17 protein-coding genes and 3 pseudogenes are annotated in these 21,456 nt (G+C 42.1%); 9 read left to right on the top strand and 11 right to left on the bottom strand.

All coding sequences use genetic code 11. The features are described from left to right. Window positions 1–76: 76 nt before the first annotated feature. Complete coding sequence (locus tag F0161_RS10765) at window positions 77–706, bottom strand: L,D-transpeptidase (RefSeq protein ID WP_225423129.1); 630 nt, start codon at window positions 704–706, stop codon at window positions 77–79. Window positions 707–1,212: 506 nt separating this feature from the next. Continuing rightward, window positions 1,213–2,622 (bottom strand): annotated as a pseudogene (locus F0161_RS10770) (glycosyltransferase family 4 protein); the annotation flags it as partial. Between the two features lie 123 nt (window positions 2,623–2,745). Between F0161_RS10770 and F0161_RS10775 the strand changes: the two are divergent. Together F0161_RS10775 and F0161_RS11795 are read left to right on the top strand one after the other, a co-directional pair. Continuing rightward, window positions 2,746–3,777 (top strand): IS30 family transposase, encoded by a 1,032-nt coding sequence (locus F0161_RS10775; RefSeq protein ID WP_190318940.1) that lies wholly within the window; start codon window positions 2,746–2,748, stop codon window positions 3,775–3,777. Between the two features lie 85 nt (window positions 3,778–3,862). After that, window positions 3,863–4,680: pseudogene (locus tag F0161_RS11795) on the top strand (alcohol dehydrogenase catalytic domain-containing protein); the annotation flags it as partial. 156 nt (window positions 4,681–4,836) lie between these two features. Here the strand turns inward: F0161_RS11795 and F0161_RS10785 are convergent. Genes F0161_RS10785 through F0161_RS10795 form a run of 3 tightly spaced genes read right to left on the bottom strand, consistent with a single transcriptional unit; the run spans window position 4,837 to window position 9,000 of the window. Beyond that, complete coding sequence (locus F0161_RS10785; RefSeq protein ID WP_150204577.1) at window positions 4,837–6,513, bottom strand: glycoside hydrolase family 13 protein; 1,677 nt, start codon at window positions 6,511–6,513, stop codon at window positions 4,837–4,839. A gap of 20 nt (window positions 6,514–6,533) precedes the next feature. After that, complete coding sequence (locus F0161_RS10790) at window positions 6,534–7,514, bottom strand: LacI family DNA-binding transcriptional regulator (RefSeq protein WP_150204578.1); 981 nt, start codon at window positions 7,512–7,514, stop codon at window positions 6,534–6,536. After that, window positions 7,495–9,000 carry a sucrose-6-phosphate hydrolase gene (locus F0161_RS10795; protein WP_150204579.1) on the bottom strand — a complete coding sequence of 502 codons (1,506 nt, stop codon included), beginning with the start codon at window positions 8,998–9,000 and terminating at the stop codon, window positions 7,495–7,497. The genes F0161_RS10790 and F0161_RS10795 overlap by 20 nt, the downstream gene beginning before the upstream one ends. Window positions 9,001–9,255: 255 nt before the next feature. Here F0161_RS10795 and F0161_RS10800 point away from each other — a divergent pair, with 255 nt between their 5' ends. The 3 genes from F0161_RS10800 to F0161_RS10810 all read left to right on the top strand — a co-directional run bounded on the left by F0161_RS10800 (window position 9,256) and on the right by F0161_RS10810 (window position 14,336). Continuing rightward, window positions 9,256–11,211 carry a sucrose-specific PTS transporter subunit IIBC gene (locus F0161_RS10800; RefSeq protein ID WP_150204580.1) on the top strand — a complete coding sequence of 652 codons (1,956 nt, stop codon included), beginning with the start codon at window positions 9,256–9,258 and terminating at the stop codon, window positions 11,209–11,211. 19 nt (window positions 11,212–11,230) lie between these two features. Beyond that, complete coding sequence (locus F0161_RS10805; protein WP_150204581.1) at window positions 11,231–13,390, top strand: alpha-galactosidase; 2,160 nt, start codon at window positions 11,231–11,233, stop codon at window positions 13,388–13,390. Window positions 13,391–13,469: 79 nt separating this feature from the next. Further along, window positions 13,470–14,336 carry a fructokinase gene (locus F0161_RS10810; protein ID WP_150204582.1) on the top strand — a complete coding sequence of 289 codons (867 nt, stop codon included), beginning with the start codon at window positions 13,470–13,472 and terminating at the stop codon, window positions 14,334–14,336. A 77-nt stretch (window positions 14,337–14,413) separates the two neighbouring features. Here the strand turns inward: F0161_RS10810 and F0161_RS10815 are convergent, their stop codons facing one another. Then, complete coding sequence (locus F0161_RS10815; protein ID WP_263862626.1) at window positions 14,414–14,674, bottom strand: SemiSWEET family transporter; 261 nt, start codon at window positions 14,672–14,674, stop codon at window positions 14,414–14,416. Between F0161_RS10815 and F0161_RS10820 the strand changes: the two genes are divergently transcribed. The 3 genes from F0161_RS10820 to F0161_RS10830 are packed head-to-tail and all read left to right on the top strand — an operon-like array spanning window position 14,673 to window position 16,758. Beyond that, a complete protein-coding gene (locus tag F0161_RS10820) occupies window positions 14,673–14,996 on the top strand; it encodes an isoprenoid biosynthesis enzyme family protein (protein ID WP_225423134.1) in 324 nt (107 codons plus the stop codon). The genes F0161_RS10815 and F0161_RS10820 overlap by 2 nt on opposite strands. A gap of 39 nt (window positions 14,997–15,035) precedes the next feature. Then, window positions 15,036–16,082 (top strand): ABC transporter permease, encoded by a 1,047-nt coding sequence (locus F0161_RS10825; protein WP_057707429.1) that lies wholly within the window; start codon window positions 15,036–15,038, stop codon window positions 16,080–16,082. A 4-nt stretch (window positions 16,083–16,086) separates the two neighbouring features. Then, window positions 16,087–16,758: an ABC transporter ATP-binding protein gene (locus F0161_RS10830; RefSeq protein WP_034529257.1), complete on the top strand. Its 672-nt coding sequence runs from the start codon at window positions 16,087–16,089 to the stop codon at window positions 16,756–16,758. 103 nt (window positions 16,759–16,861) lie between these two features. Here the strand turns inward: F0161_RS10830 and F0161_RS11770 are convergent, their stop codons facing one another. From F0161_RS11770 to F0161_RS10855, 5 genes and pseudogenes are all read right to left on the bottom strand, one after another. Next, window positions 16,862–16,990, bottom strand: coding sequence for a hypothetical protein (locus tag F0161_RS11770; protein ID WP_263862627.1), 129 nt, complete (start codon window positions 16,988–16,990; stop codon window positions 16,862–16,864). A gap of 96 nt (window positions 16,991–17,086) precedes the next feature. Further along, window positions 17,087–17,668, bottom strand: coding sequence for a recombinase family protein (locus tag F0161_RS10835; protein ID WP_150204583.1), 582 nt, complete (start codon window positions 17,666–17,668; stop codon window positions 17,087–17,089). A gap of 135 nt (window positions 17,669–17,803) precedes the next feature. Next, entirely contained in the window at window positions 17,804–19,189 is a 1,386-nt protein-coding gene (ltrA, locus tag F0161_RS10840; RefSeq protein ID WP_150204697.1) for a group II intron reverse transcriptase/maturase, read from the bottom strand. Between the two features lie 689 nt (window positions 19,190–19,878). Further along, complete coding sequence (locus tag F0161_RS10850) at window positions 19,879–20,124, bottom strand: integrase core domain-containing protein (RefSeq protein WP_263862655.1); 246 nt, start codon at window positions 20,122–20,124, stop codon at window positions 19,879–19,881. Window positions 20,125–20,143: 19 nt separating this feature from the next. Beyond that, a pseudogene (locus F0161_RS10855) lies at window positions 20,144–20,416 on the bottom strand (hypothetical protein); the annotation flags it as partial. A 471-nt stretch (window positions 20,417–20,887) separates the two neighbouring features. Here F0161_RS10855 and F0161_RS10860 point away from each other — a divergent pair. Continuing rightward, window positions 20,888–21,334, top strand: coding sequence for an Hsp20/alpha crystallin family protein (locus F0161_RS10860; RefSeq protein ID WP_137602828.1), 447 nt, complete (start codon window positions 20,888–20,890; stop codon window positions 21,332–21,334). Window positions 21,335–21,456 lie beyond the last annotated feature (122 nt).

Here is a 21,456-nt window from a genome sequence, read left to right on the forward strand (position 1 = left end):
GTGCTCTTGATAACCAGCGATAACGCCGATTAAATTTTACCAACAAATTGGCAACCCGATTTATTTTATTCATTATTTAGTTTTCTGTAATTGAGACCTTCATTCCCTCTGGAACGTTGTCGTAAATCCATTTGGCATCTGGAACCGATAAACGAACACATCCATGAGAATTAGATTCCTTCCCAAGCTCTTTTGCTTCGCTCAAAACATAATTACCATTAGCGTCGACGGGAACCGTATGGAATAAGTACGTTCCGTGATCCTTCCAACTAACCCAATAGTTGGCTCCTTCGCCGCTCTTAGCACTATAAAATGAAGTCCCGCGCTCAGCCTGAATATAATACGTACCCGTTGGCGTGGCATTGTCACCACCACTTCCGGTAGAACAGTACATAGTATATAATACATCATTCCCATTCATGATGTAGGTCCGATTTTTGGCTAATGACACATGAATCCACGCATTGGGATACTTAGTCAAATCTGGATAAGCAACTTTCTCTGAGGATTTTTGCCAGTTTACTTTATTCATTACGGAACTAGTTTTTGTTGTAGAGGCTTTCTCACTTGAACTAGAATAAGAACTGCTGCTACTGCTAGTTGTGGCTGCGTGTTCAGTTTGATGCATGCCAAAAGTGACAATTAAAATCATTGCCACAAACACAACTCCTGTTATTTCAATCATTCGTTTAAATTGTTTGTTCATTGATATCCTCTTTACTACTAATTACTTTTTTCATCATTCAATTCTAACAAGAACTCCTTAAAATTCCTATTAAATTGGATTACTAGTGTGTTAAATTTTAAAGCATCCTGTGTAATCAAACTTAATATTGATAAAAAAAATATAATTTCTTGATTTTTAACTAGATTAAATTACAAAAGCTGATTAGCTCGGGCAAGCTAATCGACTTTTTTGGAGTAGGATTGTAGCTGTTTTCCAGCTACTGTTTTCATTACTTTGGAGGAGTAAATGAAAACAGGTTTAATTGGTATGATTTAACTATACCGAGCCCGTGTGAAGAATTTGTGAAGAGTTTTTAACTAAATTGGTAAAGCTTGGTTAACTAATTATTAACCTTAAAATAGGTCTGACGTATCAACCTTTAAAAGTTTAGTTTCTACCATTATTACTCAATTTGACACACCGTTAAATGGACATTTATTGTAATTCATTGGCTATTACTAAATTTACTGGTTATCTGCAGCAACCTATTTCTTTCTTTGGTCACCAATCCCATGGGTAATTTCTGGGACGTATTCAACCGGTTTATTGGCATCTGTTAATAAACGTTTCCATGCTTTCCAAACGTTCTTTTCAAAATATCGTTCAGACAGTTCATACGACTTTGTTGACATTTCTTGCAATAAATCAGGATTGTTAAATAGTTCGACAAACTTTTTAGCCATCATTTCAGTATCATTGAACGGTACAATATAACCATTTTCGCCATCAACGACTAATTCATTTGGTCCGTAATTAACATCATAAGTAACGCCAAACATCCCGTTACTTGTTGCTTCCATTAATGACAGGTTAAACCCTTCCATGACGGAGGCCAACGCATAGATTTGGGCCTTTCGTTGAACGGCACCAACATCTGCAACGTATTCTTTAATATTAACTTTGTTTTCCAGATGATACTTTTTGATAGCTTTATTGATTTTAGTAATTGCCTCATCATTATTCCGATGATCAATATATCCATACACATATAATGAAATATTAGGTACATCCTTCTGGGCAATTCCAATCGCTTCAATAATGCGATCAATCCCTTTTTCAGGGTCAATCCGGGCGGTAACCAAAACTTTACCAGGAGTTCGATCACTCATTGGTACCTGAGGCTGTTTAAACACTGCATCTGGCACAACCCCAACCGGAATCGTAAATAAGCGACTCTTGGGTTTAAAACGACGGCGTACATCAGCGCTTTGTTTTTTGGTTGCCGAAATAATGGCATTATAGTCATTTGCATGCGTCAGTGGATATTCATAGAAGTTATTCATTACTGAATGCATTGGGTCTTGAGCATCCCCAGCATGTGAATTATGCAAATGCATAACTTTATAAGCCGGACGTTTTAAGTGAAGTAAATGCCAATCGGCCAAGTGAGTTCGATCGACGATAAAGATATTTTCTTTCTCATCGGACCAATATTTAGCATTTAACTCATCATAAAAATGAAGCGTTAAATCATCAATATTAGAAAACATATAGACGGCGCCATTGTCAGCATTTAACCGCCAACCAGTTTTACCAAACTTTTTATTGCCATCGTAACGATTATATGTTTCGATCACTGGACGGCCATCCACATCTGACCAAATTTCAGTACCGATTTTATTATCTGGCGTATACCATTGTGATAGTGACTTGAATCCTCGGAAATCATAAAAATCAACCCGATAGAGGTTACCAAAACCATCAAAAAGTTCGACAGAATTAACTCGTTCAGCATCGTCATCAAAGTAATTAACACGAGCAATAAACTGCTTGTTACGAGTGACAATATATCGATTACTTTGTGGTTCCTTAGCATAACTGAGATTATCGACACCAAAGTCTAAATCTTCGACTTGTAAAATCTTTTCTTCGACATTTTCAGCTTTCTGATAATAACGCGCGTTTTATAATCAAGTTAGCCAAATACTTTTAGCTAATTGATAAAATAAAAAACACCAAGACAAATCTCTGTTATCATTGATGTTCCTACACAAACAATGAAAGAGGTTATTGTCTTGATGCAAGAACAGAATACCACAGTCAGAAAAAAAGGTCAGCACCTAACTTCGTTTGAACGAGGCAGAATTGCTACGCTACACAGCCAAGGCTATTCCAATCGTGCAATTGCCAGAGCGCTTAATGTTTGTCATCAAACAATCAATAATGAATTGTGCCGCGGCGAGATCGACCAAGTAAAAAAAGTGAATGGTCAACACCAATATTACGCTGTATACTCACCAGAAACAGCACAAGCTAAGTACGAAGCTAATCGAGCCCACTGTCATCGACCTTTGAAACTCGTCGGTGTCGCTGATTTTATCGACTATTTTACGACTCGTTTGCGTCAAGATGGTTGGTCGCCTGATGCAGCAGTAGGACGGGACAAACTTGAAGGCTTATATCAACCTGAGGAGATGGTCTCGACCAAGACGCTATACCACTATATTGATGCCCAGTTACTTGAAGTCCGTAATCTTGATCTACTCGAAAAAACGCGCCACCGTGCCAAACATCATCACTCGATCAAGCACAAGCGTCTGGCCGGACGGAGTATTGATGAACGGCCTAAAAGTATCGACCAGCGCCAAGAGTTTGGCCATTTCGAATTGGACACCGTGGTGGGCAAGCGCAACGGTCAAGAGAGTGTGATCTTAACGCTGATCGAGCGTCAATCCCGCTGCCAAATTCTACGTTTGATCGATGGTCGTGATGCCGATTCAGTCAACTATGAGCTGGCCAAGATCTGTCAAGATTACGGATCAATCATGAAGTCAGTTACTGCCGATAATGGCGCTGAGTTCTCGGAAGTTGGCGCTGTACTTACCGGTGCCGCTGACCTTTATTATGCCCATCCATATCGTTCCTCTGAGCGTGGGACTAACGAAGCGCATAATCGAATGATCCGCCGCGATGTACCCAAGGGTCTATCCATGGATATTTTGGGCCCTCATGATATCCAAGCAGTTGAGTCAAAGCTAAACAATTTACCGCGCCGGCAAACTGGCTATCAAACACCCAAAGAGCTTTTCTCCGCTGCTTCCGCCGGTTAAGTTAAGTCCATAAAATATGAATATTAATGAAAATACTGATTTAATAGGATTTATCGTGTGGCTAATTTGTTCTTGCAATTTGGGCAAAACTTTAGCCGTTAACCTAACCGAGGAAGACCGCTTAGAACGGCTAGGTACTATCCAAAGCGTCGCACTACCGCATATTCCTGGGCATGATGTCATTGGGAAAATCATTCAAGTTGGCGCCGCTGTCACTGACTTGGACGTTGGGACAGTGGTGGCTGCCCGCACGAACCATACTTACGCGGACCAGGTTTGTTTAGATAGCGATCTAGCGGTGACCATGCCAACTAATCTTGATCCGGTCACCGCCGTCAGCTTAGTCACTCCAGGGATTGTCGCTTACAAAACGGTGCGCTACTTTGCGGACGTCCAGGCCGACCAAACGGTGATTGTCAAAGGCGCTGGCAGCCCAGTCGGCTTGTTAATTATTCAGTTAGCCAAACGATTAGATGCCCACGTTATCGCGATTGCTAGTGACCGTTATGCTAACTTGATTGCGACACTGGGAGTCGGATAATTCGTCGACTATCAGCATCAAAATCCAGTTCACGTGTTAGCCGACCGCGGTGGCGTCGTAATCAATGTCGCTATCGATGGCGTTGGTGGCAAAGATGACTTAGCAATGGCCAAATTTGATGCGACCATCGCTTCATTCACCCGTACTTGCCAGCCAACAGTAAATCAATTCGTTTCCAAGCAATCCAACCGACCGAAGTGATTTCTGATCAAGCCGCCTTACAATTACTATTCAAGTTGCTAGATACTGGTCGATTGACCACGACGATCGATGAACAACTACCGTTTAACCTCACGGGCTTCATTCAAGGTCACCAACTACTAGATGAGCCTCACGTGGGCCAAGTGGTCGTCGCGCGCTAAAAAAACTGCTTTCAAAAGTTATCCTTTTGAAAGCAGTTTTTTAGTCAGGTGGTCGCTTATTAAGACCATCGCAGAATTTTGAGCAACCCAATTCACACTAATCGTAACGATTGGGTATATTTCAAAGACCGCCTCAATTAGCCAAGTCCTGGATACCTATGCGAGTTGGTAGACCCAAGCCTCATAAGGCCGTAATTTATTTGGCTGCTGCTCGCCATAATTACTAATCAAGCATTTGGCCGTGGGCGTCAGATATTGATCCAGTGGTCGGGACAGTGTCTCGGCCGTGAAATTGCAACAAACTAGCCAGGTCCACCCTTCCCATTGCCGTGCATATAAGAATACCTGCGGATCATCGGCCCACAAGAGCTCAAACGAACCTAACGTCACTAAGGGGTATTGATGTCGTAATTGAATCAAGTGCTGATAATAGTACCACACTGAATCCGGATCAGCCAAAGCTGCGGCAGCATTGATTTGACGATAGTTGGGATTGACCGTGAGCCATGGCGCCGCGTCACTAAAACCCGCGTTAACCTCCGTGTCCCATTGCATCGGCGTTCGCGAGTTGTCCCGAGAACGCGCCGCTAATCGGGCCATCATATCTGCCGGTGATAGCAGCTGGCGCTCAGTCACTAAATCACGATAGGCATTGAGCGATTCAATATCTCGGTAACTGGCTAGTTCAGTAAAATGAGCGTCAGTCATCCCCAGTTCCTCACCTTGATAAATATACGGGGTTCCCTGTAAGAGGTGTAAACACGTTGCGAGCATTTTAGCCGAACGTACCCGATATGCTGGTCGGTCATCACCAAAACGTGAGACCGCTCGTGGCGTATCATGATTGTTCCAAAACAGGCTGTTCCAAGCCCGCCCTTCAAGTCCGACTTGCCAGTCACTAATGACTTTCTTTAGCGCCACTAACGGTGTCTTACGCGTACTCCACTTACCAAGACCATGCTGACTATTATCAAGTCGCAGATGTTGAAATTCAAAGACCATATCTAATTCGTGCTGATCAGCGCCCGCATACTTCAGCGCATCCGCTGGTGTCACCCCGTGGGTCTCACCAACCGTCATGATATCAAACTGTGACAACACTTCTTGGTTCATTTCTTGCAAGAATTCATGAACTCGCGGTCCGTTCGTTACTCGAGCATCGCCAAACTGACTGTGCGGTTTCAGTGGACCATCTGGTAATCCGGGTAACTTAGAGATTTGGTTAATGACGTCCATTCGAAAACCGTCAACACCCTTGTTCAGCCACCAGGTCATCATCGTATAAACTGACTCTCGTAAGGTCGGATTCTCCCAGTTTAAATCAGGTTGTTTTGTTGAAAACGTGTGTAAATAATACTGCTGGGTCTGCTCATCATATTGCCATGCTGAACCACCAAAAGCCGCATCCCAATTATTGGGCGCCTTTTTGCCGTTACCTGAGCGCCAAAAGTAGAAATCACGATATTGATTGGTGCGGTCCTGGCGACTGCGTTTGAACCATGGATGCTCATCAGAGGTATGGTTAACAACCAAGTCCATGATGATCTTTAAGCCCCGGTCATGGGCGGCTTGCAATAGTTCATCAAAATCAGCCATCGTGCCAAAGTCGGCCGCAATTTGTTGATAATCACTAATATCATAACCATTATCATCGTTGGGTGAACGATAAATGGGATTGAGCCAAATGACGTCGATTCCTAATTGCTTTAAGTAGTCTAGGTGGGCCGTGATCCCCTTTAAGTCACCAATACCATCATGATTGGTATCTTGAAAACTCCGTGGATAGACCTGATAGACAACGGCTTGTTGCCACCACTTGATTGTTGCTGCCATAATTACGATTAACTCCTTAGTTACGCGGTAAGGCCCTTGATGAGCTTAACTGGTAACGTATATTTTGATTCCAGTGTACAATTCGCATCCTCAATCCGCTGCAATAGTAGAGAAACCAGTAACGTACTAATATCCGCTAACGGTTGTTCTACTGTTGTTAATTCAGAATGATAATCACGTATGAGCGCCGTGCCATCATAACCAACAACGCGTAATTGCTCAGGAACCGTTAATGACAGTTGTCGCGCGACGTTGAGCACTAGTAAAGCGGTCAAATCATCACTACAAAAAATACCATCATACTGATGTTGTGTCATAATCGTCTTAATTTCCATCATCTTCAGCGCAGGGGTCAATTCAAACGGTAATTCATGGACATGGGGTGTTAGCTGTTGGGCAGTCAAGTAGGCTTCATATCCTTCACGGCGACCATTCGTTGGCGAACCAGCGCGTGACTTACCAGTAAAAATAGCCACGTTAGTCGCCCCCGCCTGATGCAATGTCTGGGTTGCTAGCCAGCCCCCCTGGTAATTATCCGAACTAACGATGGGAATATTGTCGGATAAGTACCGGTCAAATGAAATAATCGGAAGACCATATTGTTGATATTCTTCAATACCTAAATTGTGGGCACCAGCAATAATCCCGTCGACCTGATTAGCCATCAACATTTGTAAGTAGTCGCGTTCTTTTTGCGGATCATCCGCACTATTACATAAAATCACCTTATAATTTTTAGCAAATAAGATTTTTTCAATCCGGGACACCAGTTCACCAAAGAACGGATTACTAATATCTGAAAAGATGACGCCAATTAAGCGCGTATTCTTTCCTTGCAGTGAGCGTGCCATATTATTCGGCTGATAATGCAGTTCTCGCATCGCCGCGAAAACTTTTTCTTTAGTCTGACTACTCAGGTAGCCATGGTTATTAATAACCCGAGAAACGGTTGTCGCTGAGACCCCCGCTAGCTTCGCAACATCATTTAATTTTGGTTTCATTGTTATCGACTCCAGTATGCTCTGATTGGCGCCATTCCCAGACTTTACCGGTAACTGCCGTAGTGTCACCTTGAACGTTAAGGCGACTCGGGGTAGCGTTTAAGAAGAAACGGCCGGTCATCACGAAATAGCCGTTATCAATATAGCATTCAAAGACTGACACATCTATGATTAGCCGGATTTTTATCGTCTTATGGGCCGTTAACTCAACTTGACGAGTCTGACCATAATCTTCAGCAAACGAATTCCCCGTATGCCGCCGATCAATCATAACCTGACCATGGTTGGCATCAACAGTCACCTGCAGCTGACCACTTTCCTGCTGATCAGCAATGTTAACCGTGACCGTTTTATCAGCGGGAACCGTCAGTAAGAGTTCAAAGCTGCCATTCAAAGCGGCCACCGTCGCCCGTTGTTGCTCAAAGACTAGGTCATGCGCCGTCGTCCGCAAATCATCCACCGCTGCCACTGGATTTTGATAGAGGTGCCCATCTTTAAGCGTTAGTTCCTTAACTAAGCTCAAACAATGGGCCCAATTTTCACGATCAGTTGGATAGGAAATTTCAGGTAACCCAATCCAGCTGACGGCTAACGCGCGGCCATCCGGCGCATTGATTGCCTGCGTGGCATACACGTCAAAGCCGTCATCCAATTGCGTCAGGGCGTGGGGTTCAGTGAATTGTGCCTGAGCTAGGTCCAATTGATCGGCAACTAAGTATATGTTCGGATAAATATTCTGATACGGGATCGTTGCTTGCGATAACCCTTGGGGACAGAACAATAAGACGGGCTGTTGATCGATCCAGACCAGATTTGGACACTCAATCATATAACCCCGCGCATTTGCGGGAACGTTCAACTCGCCTTGACACGTCCAGGTGGTCAGATCCTTTGAGAAATAAACCAAGATAGCACCGATCTCAGTAGTCGTCTGCGCACCGAACAGCGCGTAGTAGCCGTGGTCAGTCCGGATCAAGTCCGGATCACGAAACGAACTCGTGTACCCAGCCGGAGCATGCGCAATTAGTGGCCGGGACAGCTTTTTAATGTGATTATCCGTGTCCATCCAGGCACCTAATTGATACGATTCACGTTGCCAGTCGGCAGTGCGGACATTACCCGTATACATAATAAATAACTGATCATCAATTGGTAGTGCTGTACCCGTGTACGCGCCGTGTGAGTCGTATGGCGTATCTGGTCGAATCGCTAAGCCCTCATCATGCCAATCCACCAAGTTCTTAGAGGTCACGTGTTGCCATGACTTCAGCCCGTGTACCGGACCGAACGGAAAGGCTTGGTAGAACAGGTGCCACTGACCATCAAAGTATGAAAAGCCACAGGGGTCATTTAACAAACCTGATGTAGGCTGAATATGATGTTGCATCCGCCACTTAGACTGGCGTGCCTGGGCAACGAGCTGTGGTAGCTTAGTTGCTGGCCACTGTTCATAAGGGGTATAACGGGTTTTACGATTCCATATCATGACGATGAGCTCCTTTTTAACGTTCGACTTAATTGTCACTATTATAAAACCGCTTACACCGATATGTCAATCGTTTGACATTTTTATATTATATTTTCATGTCAGCGTTTCAAATTCGGCTTTTTAACAAAATTATCAAGCAATTCAATTTTGTATCAAACGCTTGACATATTTTCCAAACTTGTTATTATTGGGTCTGTAAAGCGCTTACATTATTAAATCAAAAATAATTTTAGACTCAGGGAGTGAATTATTATGAATCATCAAGAAGTTGCCGACCGCGTACTTAATGCAATTGGTAAAAACAACATTCAAGCCGCCGCCCACTGTGCGACACGCCTCCGTTTGGTCATCAAGGATGAATCCAAGATTGATCAACAAGCCTTAGATGACGACGCGGACGTTAAGGGGACCTTCGAAACTAACGGCCAATACCAAATCATTATTGGCCCTGGCGATGTCGATAAAGTCTATGACGCCTTAATCGCCAAAACAGGTCTTAAAGAAGCGACCCCCGATGACATAAAGGCAGTTGCCGCTGCGGGTCAAAAGAAAAATCCATTAATGGACTTCCTCAAAGTCTTATCTGATATTTTTATTCCAATCGTCCCTGCACTAGTTGCTGGGGGTCTATTAATGGCACTAAACAACGTTTTGACTGCCGAGCATCTTTTTATGGCGAAGTCAGTTGTTGAAGTTTACCCTGGCCTCAAAGGTATCGCCGAAATGATTAACGCGATGGCTAGTGCGCCGTTTACTTTCTTGCCAATCCTCTTAGGATTTTCAGCAACGAAGCGCTTCGGTGGCAACCCCTATCTGGGTGCTACGATGGGCATGATCATGGTCTTACCATCACTAGTTAACGGCTATAGCGTTGCAACGACCATGGCTGCCGGCAAGATGGTTTACTGGAACGTCTTTGGTTTACACGTTGCACAAGCAGGCTATCAAGGCCAAGTGCTCCCTGTTTTGGCCGTTGCTTATATTTTGGCTACTTTGGAGAAGTTCTTCCACAAACATATCAAGGGTGCATTTGACTTTACGTTCACGCCAATGTTTGCAATTGTCATCACTGGCTTTCTAACTTTCACAATCGTCGGTCCTTTCTTACGAACGGTGAGCGACGCATTAACTAACGGTTTAGTAGGCTTATATAACACGACTGGTTGGATTGGCATGGGCATCTTTGGCCTTCTCTACTCGGCCATTGTCATTACTGGGCTCCACCAAACCTTCCCGGCTATTGAAACCCAGTTATTGGCTAACGTCGCCAAAACGGGAGGTTCTTTTATCTTCCCAGTCGCCTCGATGGCCAACATTGGGCAAGGTGCCGCCACTTTAGCTATTTTCTTTGCCACTAAGAGCCAAAAGCAAAAAGCCCTGACTTCTTCAGCCGGGGTCTCAGCGTTACTCGGAATTACGGAACCTGCTATTTTCGGGGTCAACCTCAAGATGAAATTTCCATTTGTCTTTGCAGCGATTGCCTCAGGAATTGCTTCAGCTTTCTTAGGACTATTCCACGTTCTGTCCGTGGCGATGGGTCCCGCATCAGTCATCGGGTTCATTTCGATTGCTTCAAAGTCGATTCCAGCATTCATGCTCAGTGCTGTCATCTCGTTCGTCGTCGCATTTATTCCAACTTTTATCTATGCCAAACGAACACTCGGTGACGATCGTGATCAAGTAAAATCACCAGCACCAACGAGTACCGTCATCAATGTTAATGATGAGATTATCAGTGCACCAGTAACGGGGACTAGCGAAAGTCTCAAACAAGTTAACGACCAAGTTTTCTCATCCGAAATCATGGGGAAAGGCGCCGCAATCGTGCCAAGCGCTGATCAGGTCGTCGCACCAGCTGACGGGGTCATCACTGTCACTTATGATAGCCATCATGCTTATGGCATCAAAACAACTGCTGGTGCCGAAATTCTGATTCACTTAGGATTAGATACGGTCAATTTAAATGGTGAACACTTCACTACTAACGTTCAGAAGGGCGATACCGTTCATCAAGGTGATCTACTCGGAACGTTTGACGTCGCTGCCTTAAAAGCCGCTAACTATGATCCAACCGTCATGCTAGTCGTCACAAATACGGCCAATTACGCTAATGTTGAACGACTCAAAGTCACGAATGTCCAAGCTGGTGAACAGCTCGTTGCGTTGACTGCACCGGCAGCTAGCTCAGTTGCTGCTACAACTGTCTAAACTTTATTAGGAGGACGTCATGCCTGTTGAATATGACCCCAAAACCGGCTTAATCAATCTTCATAATGACCAAATTAGCTATGTTATTCAAATTTTAGCTCATCGTTACCCAGTGCATCGATATTTTGGACGTTACTTTTCAAAACAACCGTACTTTGAGCCGATGCCATCCGGTAGCCATGCTTTTGCTAATGACCCAACAGAACGCTTTCCATATTCCGTGACTTCACTGCCACTCGAATATTCCACTATTGGCAGTGGTGACTATCGCCAGCCAGCTTACGTTATTAAGGATGCTAACAATCAATTACTGCCAATTTTAGAATATACTGGTTTTTCTGTGAATGATCAGCCAATCAACTCGCGCCAATTGCCACCCACCGTTAGCAAACACACGCCTGTAACAATCTTAGTCATTCATTTGGCCGATGCAGTGACCAAGTTACAGATGGATCTTAACTACACTATTTTTGAAAATCAGCCGCTTATCTTGCGAAGCACAACTCTGCGCCATCACGGCACTACTAATTTGCAAGTAACAGCCCTATCCAGCGCTCAGCTAGATCTACCAACTGACCAATATACTGCGCTGACATTAAGCGGTACCCATGCACATGAAGCTAATCCATCGTTTAACCGTTTACACCCAGGGTTACAAACGGTTCGCAGTCTGCGCGGCACTAGTGGACCACAACACCAACCGTTCATGGCTCTAGCAGAACCTAACACGACAGAATTAGCTGGGACTGTTATTGGTTGTGCACTAGCATGGAGTGGTAACTTCGACAGTACTGTCGAAGTTGACCAATATCAACATAGCCGCCTAACAATCGGTCTTGAGCCCGATACATTCGAATGGCAGCTCAAACCAAATAGCAGTTTTCAGACTCCTGAAGCCGTGCTAACTTGGACAAATACTGGTTTTAACGGCATGTCGCAAGTATTTCACGACTTTAGCTATCAGCTGATGCCCTCCCAGACTAACATTCCAAGTGTGCTTAACACTTGGGAAACACTGACATTTGCCGTTTCGGAGTCTAAAGTTCAACACTTAATCGAACACGCCCACCAGTTGGGCTTACAAATGCTTGTCTTAGACGACGGCTGGTTTGTCAACCGTAACGGCGAAAATGGGCAATTAGGTGACTGGTTTGTTGACCCCATTAAGTTTCCTAATGGTCTGAACCCCCTTGCCCAACAAGCCCATTATCATCGAATGAAATTCGGTCTCTGGGTGGAACCAGAGATGATCACCACTAACAGTAAGCTCTACCAACAACATCCTGACTGGGTATTACAATATGTTGATCGGACACCCATCACAGCTCGCCACCAGCTAGTCTTAGACCTTTCGCAGGCCGCTGTCCGTGACCACTTAATCACTACTCTGACGAACTTGGTTCAAAATAACCAACTCGATTATCTTAAATGGGATATGAATCGCCATCTTACACAGGTTGGCAGCACACACTTACCGGCTGCACAACAGGGGGAACTGTATTATCGCTACGTCTGTGGACTTTATGATATTCTCACACGCTTGAAGCGCGCCTGCCCCAAGCTGATTATCGAAAATTGTTCAGCTGGTGGTGGCCGGTTTGATTTTGGTATGCTACCATACACCAATCAGACGTGGATAAGCGATTTGACTGATCCAGCCGACCGAGCAACCATCGAGAACGGATTTAGTTATCTATTTCCACCACGGATATTCAGCAACCATATAACCTCATCACCCAATGCGCAAAATGGCCGAATAACAACATTTGAAACTCGATTACAATTAGCCTGCATCGGGCAACTAGGATTGGAACTTAATCCTAAACAACTTGCTCCTAGTGAACAGCAACTTCTTCGAGGAGCCTTGATTAAATATCAGCAACTGAAATCTACTTTTATCAAGGCCCACTTTTATCGTCTACCAACAACAAGACACGTTGTTGCGTGGTTGCTAGTAACGGCAGATAAAAAGCAGGCAATTTGCTATTACTTAAATGGGCTTAATTCTGCTGTCAAAACTCAGCACCCATTACCATTACACTATCTCGATGCTGAATTAGCGTATAGCGATTCATCGGGTAATCGCTATACGGGGCATCAGTTAAACACGATGGGGATTCCACTTAAACCCACCAACGCTGATTTCACTAGTCAGCTAATTTATTTATGTCAAAATTAATATAATCGTTAACAAAATTTCTAATTAAGAATATACTATTAATAAATAAGACTACATTTTTAACTACAGGAGGCACACTATGCTTTTAGGTGCAATTGAAGCTGGTGGTACAAAATTTGTTTGTGCCACGGGCGCTGAAAACGGGCAAGTTAGCGACCGAATTTCGATCCTCACGACAACCCCCGCTGAAACCATGACTGCGGTAGACGACTATTTTACGACTCATCCCGTTGACGCGATTGGTATCGGTTCATTTGGCCCCATCGGCGTTAATCCCGATGATCCGAAATATGGTTACATTACCACGACTCCCAAACCCGGCTGGGGTGACTTCGACTTTTTAGGCCATCTTAAAAGTCGATTCAACATCCCACTCTACTGGACCACTGATGTTAACGAAGCCGCTTATGGCGAATCAATGATTGGAATCGCTAAGGACGTCCCTAACAGCATCTACATGACGATTGGTACCGGTGTTGGCGCTGGCGTCATTAGTCAGAACCACATTTTTAATGGTCGCACTCATACTGAGCTTGGTCACATGCGACTCAACCGGTTACCTGGGGACGATTTCAAGTCCAACTGTTCTTACCATGACATCTGTTTAGAAGGTTTAGCTGCTGGGCCAGCAGTTGGAAAACGAACGGGGAAAGCTGGGAAAGATATTCCCGTTGACGATCCGGTCTGGCCAATCATCGCTGACTACATCGCACAGGCATGTGTCAACCTTACCGTCGCCTTCGCACCTGATAAGATTATTCTTAACGGTGGTGTTATGAATCAACGGCAGCTCTTTCCCATGATTCGTGAAAAGTTTGCCGCCTATCTAAATGGCTACGAAGAAGTCCCACCACTGGATGACTATATCGTTCCCGCTGGACTGGGTAACAATTCTGGCATTGCCGGTGGCCTATTGTTAGCTCAGGCTGCTTTAAAGAACGCTTAACACCTTGCAAAAAAGTCCGCCGATAAGCGTTTAAAAGTATCAGCGGACTTTTAGTTTACAGTCAATTTGTCATTCGGTTAATGAATATAAACGGTTAAAACAGTGATAAATCTAAAAATCACCCCGGGAACATTTGAAATAATAACGGGCCAATCCTTATAAGTCTTGAACCAGCCGTAACCAGTCCATAATATCCCATTAATCATTGCCACGAGTGGTTGTAGCGGTGATACTGGGTCACCTGAGAAATTCGAAATGATTTGCGGAATATACGACACGTACATGGTAGATTGTAAAATTAATCCGACGCTGTTCGGATTAATTTTACAATCTACCATGTACACAAGATATTTTACGCTCTCAAAATATGATATCCAAAAACAAGTTTTGTTAGAGAGTAAACCTGATATTCAAACACAATCTTTGTTGCAATATTTAGCAAGATTAGCACTTTCCAAGTACGCCGAAACTGATGTGATTACTAATCAGATTTTAGATAGAAAAGGCAAAGTAGCATTAGAACTATCCATTAATGTCTACAAAAAGATCCTAACAAAATTAATGAAAAATAACTTCGTTGATTTATCAAAAAGAGTATATGTGACACCCCAAGAAAAATTACTATTACTATTAAAAACCTTTTCAAAACACATTAAGTGATATATTAATAATAAATAGAATTAATAACAGGAGATTATTATGTTTTTAGCTATTAAAGAGATGCTACATGAAAAATTGCGTTATAGCCTAATAGTGGCACTTATATTTTTAGTAAGTTATCTTTTGATTATTCTTACTGGTTTAGCCACTGGTTTAGCTAACCTAAACAAAGCGGCAATTAACGAGTGGGATGCTTCAAGTATTGTCTTAAATAGTGATTCTGAAGGACGTTTACAACAATCTTTTCTTTCACAGGATGAGGTTGCTAGTTTACCCAATAATGGAACCAGAATTTCACAGTATAGTACACTTGTAAAATCAGAAAATGGATTAAAAGAGAATACTCAATTAGTAGGTCTTGATTCCAAATCGTTCATATTTAAAAAATTGAAAATAACAAGTGGTAGTAAAAATATCCGAAACAATGCCGGCGTCGTATCGGATAAATTCAAAAGTGATGGATTCAAAATCGGTGACCACTTGTTAGTTGCTAATTCATCATTGAGGATTAAAATTACAGGTTTTACACCCAGGGCAACTTTAAGTGCTCTTCCCGTGGTTTATATTTCACCAGACACTATTCAACCACTGAATAAAGGTGTAACAAATGCTGTGGTATTCAAGAATAAGTTAAAGAATTCAAAAATACCAAAAGGGACCAATCAATTGAGCATTAGCTCATTTATTAAAAAATTACCTGGATATAGCGCACAACAACTCACATTCGACTTCATGATTGCTTTTTTGTATATTATTATTCTAATTGTTATTTCAATTTTTTTGTATATTCTGACTGTTCAAAAATTACCCAACTTAGGTGTCTTGAAGGCGCAAGGAGTCTCAACGCAATATCTTATTTTGAGTACGTTATTTCAATCATTTATTATTTCAGTTATTGGCGTTATTATAGCCATTATATTAGGTGAAATAACAGCTATTACGTTACCCAGCGAGGTACCCATTGTCATCGATAAAAGTAATATTATTGTAACTGGAATCGGTATTATTATTATGTCCTTGTTAGGTGCACTGATACCTATTCGTCAAATCGCCAAAGTTGATCCTTACAAAATTATTGGAGGTTAATTTCATGTCAAATCTAATTTTTGAATCGGTGACAAAAGTTTTTGGAGAAGGGAGTAGTAAGTACGTAGCGCTGGAAAATATTAATTTTAAAGCAGAAAGTGGTCAGCTTATTTTAGTTGTAGGGCCATCAGGATCAGGAAAAACTACATTTTTGACTATAGCCGGCGGGCTGCAGACACCAACTGAGGGTGACGTAAAAATAAATGACAGCACAATTAAAAGTTTATCCGAAAAACAGCAAACAAAATTAAGATTGGAAAAAATAGGATTTGTTTTACAATCTTATAACTTAGTTCCATTTTTAACGGTCGAAGAACAGTTTAAATTAGTAGATAAACTAAAAAAACAAAATTTAACTGAACAAAAAATGCATGAACTTCTATCTGATTTAGGACTTTTAGAACTCCTAAAAAAATATCCTAATCAACTTTCTGGTGGACAAAAGCAACGTGTGGCAATTGCTAGAGCATTATACACTGATCCTGACTATATCTTAGCGGATGAACCCACAGCCGCCTTAGATACGGATAGATCTATGAAAGTAATCGAGTTACTCAGAGATTTAGCACATAAGAGAAATAAAATTATTATTGTAGTTACTCATGACTTAAGGTTAAAAAATACGGCAGACAAAGTTTATCAGATAATTGATGGTAAGATGCAAATGATAAATTAGCTACTGTCTTAATTTTACTTGAAAACATATTAAATTTATGAATATCTAATACCACATCTAAATGCTCAGAAGTCAATAAATTGGACTATTTTTAGTCAGTTAATTAGACAACTGGAAATTGACGGTTCAGCACATTTTCTTGGATGTAGGTTTCTTGTTGCTCTCGTCGGTTATGTTTCTTGGCATGTACGGTTGTCCGCACGTTCTTCGCATTCATGACGTGAGTAATCAATGCGACCAACTTCCAGTAGCATCATTTTTAAACATTTGTTATTTTACGCCTGTTTCAGGGCTTCTAATCTATTCTGATTATCTCATGTAAACCGGTTCAATGCACATCGAATTTCTTTCGGTATCTGATAAAGGTCGTCCGTTTAATCCCGGTATTACGGGCAACATCTACATCACTCATGCCCGTCTGGTAAAGTTTAAAAGCATGTAGTAAACGGGGATCATCTTCGGCATATTGAGGTTTCCGACCATGATATTTACCCTGCTGTTTAGCGAGGGCAATCCCTTGTTGCTGCCGTTCAATGATCCGCTTACGTTCGCTTTCAGCTTGATATTTATACAGTTCAATAATGAGATTCGTCATGAGCTGGCGTAAATTAGGATCCGCAATCCCTGTCATGGACGGCAAGTTTAACACATCTAGGGTGGTCCCCTTATTTTGAATGGTGTTCATGATCTTAGTTAAGTCCTGGTTGTTTCGGCCTAAGCGATCTAATTCAGTGACCATGACAATATCACCCTCGCGAACATAGGCGAGCATTTTTTGCAGTTCTGGTCGATTGGTGTTGGCCCCACTCAATTTATCTGTGAATAGCTTATCAACGCCCTTTAAAACAGCTAGCTGCCGATCTAAATGTTGTTCCTTGGAACTCACGCGAGCATAACCGATTTTAGCCATTGTCAGCACTTCCTTTTGGACAGTTCTAATGAACATTTATAATTCCTAGTATAGCAGTAGGAGGCAGTTGATTAGTTCAGCTACCGACCTCTCACACCACCGTACGTACGGTTCCGTATACGGCGGTTCAGTAATTTAAGCATTTTGAATAGGCTGGAATACCTTGGAGAGATTCATCAATCCAAGTTGTTCCAGTTTTTCGTTTGTTAACGTATAAAGTAGTGTTTTGCTATGTGCTGTGCGCCAGTAACCCTTGCGGGTATAAGCAGCTAGCCGAGCATCATTCTGATTCAAACCTAGTCGTTTCAGGTTAGTGATCTTCGTTTTGATTTTCTTCCATGATTTCCAGATGTATTGTCGAACTCTAGACCGTAGCCACTGATCTATTCGTTTCAAGAAGTTTGTCATCTTACCAGATGAGTAGTATTGAATCCATCCGCGCATTTTTCGTGTGATTTCTATAAACATTTGTTCAAGTGAAATTCCGCGATTGCGTTTCGTAATTCGTTTGAGTTCCTGTTTGACCCGTATTTGGGATTGTTTTGACGGCCTTGAGAAAGCACCACCCCTACCAACTCCCAGTGAGAATCCCAGAAATTTCAATCTCAATGGTGACCCGACTTTACTTTTGTCACGATTGACGGTTACTTTAAGATCCTTTTCCAGAAATCTACTAATACTCTCAAGTACCCGGTGACCTGCTCGTTTACTCTTAACGTAAATATTGCAGTCATCCGCATATCGGACAAAGTGGAGACCTCGTTCCGTTAATACTTTATCCAGCTCATTGAGATAGATATTCGCCAATAGTGGTGAAAGTGGTCCGCCTTGCGGGGTTCCCACGACACTCGCTTCGAAGGTTGAACCAGTCATAACACCACTAGTCAAAAACTTTCGAATTAGCTTAATCAACCAAGGATCATCAATATATTGTTCGATATACTTGATCAGTAAATCATGATTGACTGTATCGAAGTATGCCTTTAAATCAAGATCAACCACGACGTGGTAACCCTCGTTATACAGCGATACCACTCGTTTAATTGCATCTTGCGCACTTCGATTAGGTCGAAAACCAAAACTATTATTTGAGAAAACTTGTTCAAAAATCGGAGACATCACTTGTGCGATTGCTTGTTGTATCATTCGGTCAATTACCGTTGGCACGCCTAATTTTCGCACGCCACCATTTGGTTTGGGTATTTCTACCCGTTTAACCGCCTTCGGCCGGTACGTCCCATCATTCAACTGATGAATAAGTTCAGTTTTATGAACTCTCAAATAACCTAACAGATCATCGATGGTCATTCCGTCGATGCCTGCGACACCTTTATTACGCACAACCCGTTGATAGGCCAGATTCAAGTTATCTCGATCCAACACGCGTTGTTCAAACTTAATGCCACTCATCATCGTTGTTTCATTAGAATTCATCCTACGCGCCCCAGTTTGTTCTTGGTCTTCCAGACCTACCATCCACTGGTGGTCAGCTTTGTTTTCTGTTTTCTGCGATCGTCGCATAAATTCCACCTCCATAATCAATGTGAGTTATTACTGTTCAGCCCTTCGTGACGAAGTCACTACTATGGCCTCGGCTGACTCCTGATAAACTCAGTATTCCATCACTGAAACAGTTGTCCTGTAGAACTTGATTGCTCTTCTTGTCGGGACTTGTCTATCAGGCCTCCCCGGGTAAGAACGTCAACTTTCATACTATGTCACCATTAGCTTTACCATCGTGATTTTGAGTAGTATCGGACTTCGATTTGTTGGGCAATCTTATCCAATCAGTTCTGGCCTTATAGCTACTTCTTGTTCATTGGTGCGGTATTTTGCTCCTCAGACTTCCTTCAGATTCCACTTCACAGTGGACACCCTTGTCCTTGGCTAGTGGTTCCGACTACTACCAGTGGACTTTCACCACCTAGTTGGCGCCCATGCCGGGCGCACCCAAAAATGACCACTAGGGTATACCCTATTGGCCTGAAAATGAAAAACAAATTTATTTTTCAAACATAATACTTACAAAAATGGTTTCTAGGTCTGTTAATTGCTGCTTAATGTTTTTTTCTAGTCTTTGACTTTTTTTGGATTGAAGTCAATATTTGAGACAGGTTTTAAGAGACATTCAGAACCGCGTTTACCTTCCACAGCTCAAATAAATCATTAATCGTGATTAATAACTTATTTGAACCATGGAAAGCATTAAATCAGGCGGCCATTTGGCTCGTAAGTGTTGCAATTTCAACTTGTAAGGGGGTCTGGTAGCCCAGTGAACTATGAATTCTCTTCCTATTGTAGAAAGTATGCACATATTCAAAAAGGACGGCAGCGGCAGTTTCATAATCTTCAAAGACCGGCACTGGATAAACACATTCCTTTTTGAGGGAAGCGTGAAAGGATTCCATTGGCGCATTATCATACGGACAACCCTTACGGCTGTATGAGTGGCGGATATGTAGTTCAGTTAAACGTTGATTTTCCGTTCAAACCATACAGAAACTGCCCTGCATGGTATGGTGTGTCAAGGTTAGAGATCTCCTCTTCCACTTGTGCAAATTCGGTTTTAGATAAGGGACGAGTTAACTTGTCAGGGTTATTAATTTCCAAAATGTGCTTAAAATTTGCCCAAAGTTGATCATTCGTTTGAATTTCGGATAAATATTCCCATTGCTTGGTGCCACCAATATTGACCAAATAATGGATAAGTTGATCTTCAAAATTTAATTCATTTGTTTCTACTGTCATTTTAGGATAACCTCCGATGAATGAGTTCCATTTATTTTCAATGACCTACTTTCTAATATCAACAAATGCTGTAATAGAACTAGAAAGGGGTAGCATCCTTTTCCTTAAGCAAGTATTGAACAATTGATCTTGCAACTTCACTTTGTTCCTTTTTTCCAACTTGACTTATATCAAATCCATTAAGAACTGTGTCTCTAATTATCATGGCTCCTTGATTGGCATATTCATTGAATAAAAGTTTTGCATCGTTAATTAACTCAGTGAAGTGAACCCCCGAGATTGGACAACAATCTCGGGGGTTCACTTCAAATTGCAAGCAAATTAGTAGAGCTTTTCACAAAATGGAATTATAATAAAACTATGGTTTGAATAAAATAATTCAAACAAAAAGTAAGCTGTTTTGTTTGAATTTATGGTTCAAACTGATTAGCATTGATAGTGGAATCAAGATAAAGAAGGGAAGTTATAAGTATGGCAAATGGATTACAAAAACGTCATGACGATTTCTTTGGTGATTTTGGTGATTGGATGAACGACGGATTCTTCTCAAACCTTGGAAAAGCTTTCTACTCAATAACGCCGGAACATGGCACAATGAAAACAGATGTGAAGGAAACAGATCAAGCATATCAATTAAAGATTGATTTACCGGGCTTTGATAAGGCGGATATCCACCTGAACTATGCCAATGATATGTTAGCTGTTACCGGTCACCGGAGCAGCTTCAGTGATGATAGTGATAAGAAAGGCAACATGATTCACAGTGAACGCACTTATGGTCAGGTTAGTCGTCAATACCATCTGCCGGATGTTGATCGGGATAAGATCACCGCAAAGTATGAAAATGGTGTTCTCAGTATGACACTACCAAAACTCGATCAGGCTGTGGATAATGATAGTCACATTGAAATTGAATAATTAAATAAAAAGATCGAAGCAAAGTCGCTTCGATCTTTTTATTAGATTAGCCTAAAAGTTCTTTAATGCCATTGGGAAAATCTTTATCAATTTCTTTTGTAACAATAATAATGTAATATGTC

The sequence above is a fragment of the Paucilactobacillus nenjiangensis genome (genome assembly GCF_008632615.1).
GTDB lineage: Bacteria > Bacillota > Bacilli > Lactobacillales > Lactobacillaceae > Paucilactobacillus > Paucilactobacillus nenjiangensis.

What these genes read in the sequence shown, in the direction of transcription:
- F0161_RS10765 (WP_225423129.1), bottom strand. Translation starts at nt 706, where the DNA reads ATGAACAAACAATTTAAACGAATGATTGAAATAACAGGAGTTGTGTTT.
- F0161_RS10775 (WP_190318940.1), top strand. Translation starts at nt 2,746, where the DNA reads ATGCAAGAACAGAATACCACAGTCAGAAAAAAAGGTCAGCACCTAACT.
- F0161_RS10785 (WP_150204577.1), bottom strand. Translation starts at nt 6,513, where the DNA reads ATGGCAGCAACAATCAAGTGGTGGCAACAAGCCGTTGTCTATCAGGTC.
- F0161_RS10790 (WP_150204578.1), bottom strand. Translation starts at nt 7,514, where the DNA reads ATGAAACCAAAATTAAATGATGTTGCGAAGCTAGCGGGGGTCTCAGCG.
- F0161_RS10795 (WP_150204579.1), bottom strand. Translation starts at nt 9,000, where the DNA reads ATGATATGGAATCGTAAAACCCGTTATACCCCTTATGAACAGTGGCCA.
- F0161_RS10800 (WP_150204580.1), top strand. Translation starts at nt 9,256, where the DNA reads ATGAATCATCAAGAAGTTGCCGACCGCGTACTTAATGCAATTGGTAAA.
- F0161_RS10805 (WP_150204581.1), top strand. Translation starts at nt 11,231, where the DNA reads ATGCCTGTTGAATATGACCCCAAAACCGGCTTAATCAATCTTCATAAT.
- F0161_RS10810 (WP_150204582.1), top strand. Translation starts at nt 13,470, where the DNA reads ATGCTTTTAGGTGCAATTGAAGCTGGTGGTACAAAATTTGTTTGTGCC.
- F0161_RS10820 (WP_225423134.1), top strand. Translation starts at nt 14,673, where the DNA reads ATGTACACAAGATATTTTACGCTCTCAAAATATGATATCCAAAAACAA.
- F0161_RS10815 (WP_263862626.1), bottom strand. Translation starts at nt 14,674, where the DNA reads ATGGTAGATTGTAAAATTAATCCGAACAGCGTCGGATTAATTTTACAA.
- F0161_RS10825 (WP_057707429.1), top strand. Translation starts at nt 15,036, where the DNA reads ATGTTTTTAGCTATTAAAGAGATGCTACATGAAAAATTGCGTTATAGC.
- F0161_RS10830 (WP_034529257.1), top strand. Translation starts at nt 16,087, where the DNA reads ATGTCAAATCTAATTTTTGAATCGGTGACAAAAGTTTTTGGAGAAGGG.
- F0161_RS10835 (WP_150204583.1), bottom strand. Translation starts at nt 17,668, where the DNA reads ATGGCTAAAATCGGTTATGCTCGCGTGAGTTCCAAGGAACAACATTTA.
- ltrA (WP_150204697.1), bottom strand. Translation starts at nt 19,189, where the DNA reads ATGCGACGATCGCAGAAAACAGAAAACAAAGCTGACCACCAGTGGATG.
- F0161_RS10860 (WP_137602828.1), top strand. Translation starts at nt 20,888, where the DNA reads ATGGCAAATGGATTACAAAAACGTCATGACGATTTCTTTGGTGATTTT.